General features: G+C 34.9%; 4 protein-coding genes. All 4 read left to right on the forward strand.

Annotated features, from left to right (window positions below):
• Window positions 1-624, forward strand: a 624-nt coding sequence (locus tag Q0A18_RS02320; protein WP_292008559.1) for a hypothetical protein, incomplete at its 5' end; no start/stop codon positions are given.
• 86 nt (window positions 625-710) lie between these two features.
• On the forward strand, window positions 711-1,388 hold the full coding sequence (locus Q0A18_RS02325; protein WP_292008560.1) for a hypothetical protein: 678 nt from the start codon (window positions 711-713) through the stop codon (window positions 1,386-1,388).
• A gap of 48 nt (window positions 1,389-1,436) precedes the next feature.
• On the forward strand, window positions 1,437-2,114 hold the full coding sequence (locus tag Q0A18_RS02330; RefSeq protein WP_292008561.1) for a hypothetical protein: 678 nt from the start codon (window positions 1,437-1,439) through the stop codon (window positions 2,112-2,114).
• Window positions 2,115-2,192: 78 nt separating this feature from the next.
• Entirely contained in the window at window positions 2,193-2,873 is a 681-nt protein-coding gene (locus Q0A18_RS02335; protein ID WP_292008562.1) for a hypothetical protein, read from the forward strand.
• The last annotated feature ends 301 nt before the right edge of the window (window positions 2,874-3,174 follow it).

The following is a 3,174-nucleotide window of genomic DNA, read 5'->3' on the forward strand; positions in this document are numbered from 1 at the left end:
ATATATACAATATATCCCCAATTTAGGGGAATAGCTATTCATATACTTAAGCTATCTCTGTATGTATTTTTGTATATTCCGAGCCAATCTCAAGTAATTCCATTCAATACTATCCAGCTTAACACTCCTATTATTTTCACGGAGGATAAGGAAATTTACTATTCTATTGAGGGTGAGAAAGAGAAAACGTCTAAAAAGAATGAATTATCCAACATTTACATTGTAGAAGGCACCCTGTTTAAAGATACAGAAAAGAGCACGTATGCAAAAATCACTTATGTAAAAAAAACATCTATAAAAAAGCAGGGATCAAAAAAACATAAGAAAGCTCAACATACCCAAGCCAAAAAAACCGCTAACCCGGAAAAAAAAGAAATAATTCCACAGCAGCGGTATATCATAGAAAATAAAGAGGGCCTAATTTATCCGGCTTACAATACTAAATCTGCTGTTGCGGGCACCAGTTCTCCGCATAATAACTTAGGAATACTCACCAAATTAAAATTCCGTATAAAATTTTATTCTACTACTGACAATAAGACCAATTACATTACTCAGTCCTATATTGTCAGTTACTCCCTACCCAATAATATCCGTCCTCCTCCTATTTCGTTAAAAAAATAATCAATTATTAATTTTTGGAATTTAACCACTTCTATAACTCATTTCTTGAATTTTTCAAGAAATCAAACAAGTAACTTAAAAATACAATGAAAAAATATATTATAGCTCTCATAGCTATTATGCTGTCTGTAGATACATACAGCCAGGTAGGAATTAACACATCGGCACCTACCGCCATGTTGGATGTAAACGGAGATATAAGGGTACGGGATATTCCCGAGAGTACTTCCACGAATGATATATCTTTAGTGGCGGATGCCTCAGGTGTAATAAAGAAAAGAATAGGTGAGACAAAAGGAATCATGAGAGGTTATATCACGAGTGATTTTTCTATGCCGGCAACGCTTGGTCCTATTTATACTATTCCAAACTGGCTAGAAATAGATGATCCTCATAATGACTTTGATCCTTCTACAAATATTTTTACGGCTCCGGAAACGGGATTATACAGGATTACTATTACAGCTACTTTCAGCTATCCTACAGGAGCGGGCGTCACCACCAATTATGTAATAGGATTGGCCCGTAAAGAAGGTACTAATAATACTTGGGTGATGCGATTTTCTATCCCTCAATCGTCATTAAATGCTTCAGAAATGGTAGGAGCTGGGTATGCTCATACCTTTACAGGATTAGCTCAGCTTGAAGCCGGTAAACAATATATTTACGGACTATCCGGAGGTATTACTCTTTTGGCAAATCCCACCGGTAATACAGGAACAGGAATCGGAAGTTATTTCTCAATACAGCTGATCAAGAACTAACACAATTAATTAAATCAATAAAAATATAAACTAACCAAAAAAATTACAATGAAAAAATATATTATAGCTTTTATAGCTATTGTTCTTTCTGTAAATGTTTACAGCCAGGTGGGAATTAACACTTCCACACCAACCTCTGTACTTGATATCAACGGAGATTTAAGAGTCCGGGATATTCCAGCAAGTACTTCTACTGAGGATATTTCTTTAGTAGCAGACACCTCAGGAGTAGTAAAAAAGAAAGTAAGTGAATATAAAGGAATTATGAGAGGCTATCTTTCAAATGATTTTACAGGAGGCGCAGCCACTAGCACCATTTATCAAATTACAGGTTTTACTGAAATAGACAACCCCAACAATGACTTTGATTCCAGTACATCAACCTTCACAGCTCCAGAAACCGGTTTGTATAGAATTATAATTACGGCAACTTTCAGCCATTTTGCTACAAATACAGGAAGCAATAATATAGTTATCGGATTCGTCGATAAAGCAACAGGAAAATGGATTATGAGATTTTCAGTTACAAAATCAGAACAAACTTTTACGGCAACCAATAAATCCGGTTATGCCCATACGTTTGAAGGAATTGTAAAGCTTGAAGCGGGTAAATCATACTATTATGGATTATCCAATGGACTAACACTCTATGCCAATCCAACTAATTCAACAGGACCGGGACTCGGAAGTTATTTTGAAGTGCAGCTGATCAAGAATCCATATTAGACATTTCATATTACTACTGACCATAATGGAATACTTTTGAAAAATTCAAAACTCAAATTCGATTAACAAAAAAATACAATGAAAAAATATATTATAGCTTTTGCAGCCGTTGTTCTATCTGTAAATGTTTACAGCCAGGTAGGAATTAAAACATTAGCCCCAACTTCTGAACTGGATGTGAACGGAGATTTAAGAGTTCGGGATATCCCGGAAAGTACGTCTACTGATGATATTTCTGTAGTAGCAGATGCCTCAGGGTTTCTAAAAAAGAAATTAAATGAAACCCAAGGAGTTATAAGAGGATATCTGTCTAGTAATTTCACAGCAGGGACAGCAGATGGAACCATTTATACAATTAACAACTGGACGGAAATTGATAATCCTAATAACGATTTTAACATCAATACAGGTATTTTTACAGCTCCGAAAACAGGATTATACAGAATCACCATTACAGGGACTTTCGGTCCATTATCTCCGGTATTTGGAACCAATAATGTAGTCATCGGATTTGTTGATAAACAAACCAATAGCTGGGTTATAAGATTTGGTATTCCTGACAATGCACTATCTTTTCTTGAGGTGTCGACTACAAATATTGCCGGCCATGCTCATAATTTTATAGGAGTGGTAACATTAGAAGCTGGTAAAGAATATTATTTTGGACTAACAGGAAACTCAACCTTACATGCCATACCCAGTGGGGCAACCGGATCAGGAATAGGAAGCTTCTTTGAAGTACAATTGATTAAGAATTAATCCACACCTAACACCAAACCAAACGCAATACATTCAGGGCTACTTCTCAATACAATGAGAAGTAGCTCTTATTAATTAACTCAATCACGCATAATAATATGAAAGGTACTCCTGAAACTAACGAAAGTATAATACAGCTTAAAAAGGAAATGGTGAAGCATTATGTATATTTAAAACTAACCATACTTTGTTTATATGGAATAATATTCCTTTTTTAGGAAACAAAAATTTTGCTTATTATTCTTTTTTCTCTCTTTTTCTTACAGGCTATATCTGGACAATTATCAGGAACAGATATAAA

This window comes from Chryseobacterium sp. (assembly GCF_022712095.1).
Taxonomy (GTDB): domain Bacteria; phylum Bacteroidota; class Bacteroidia; order Flavobacteriales; family Weeksellaceae; genus Chryseobacterium.

What these genes read in the sequence shown, in the direction of transcription:
- Q0A18_RS02330 (WP_292008561.1), top strand. Translation starts at nt 1,437, where the DNA reads ATGAAAAAATATATTATAGCTTTTATAGCTATTGTTCTTTCTGTAAAT.
- Q0A18_RS02325 (WP_292008560.1), top strand. Translation starts at nt 711, where the DNA reads ATGAAAAAATATATTATAGCTCTCATAGCTATTATGCTGTCTGTAGAT.
- Q0A18_RS02335 (WP_292008562.1), top strand. Translation starts at nt 2,193, where the DNA reads ATGAAAAAATATATTATAGCTTTTGCAGCCGTTGTTCTATCTGTAAAT.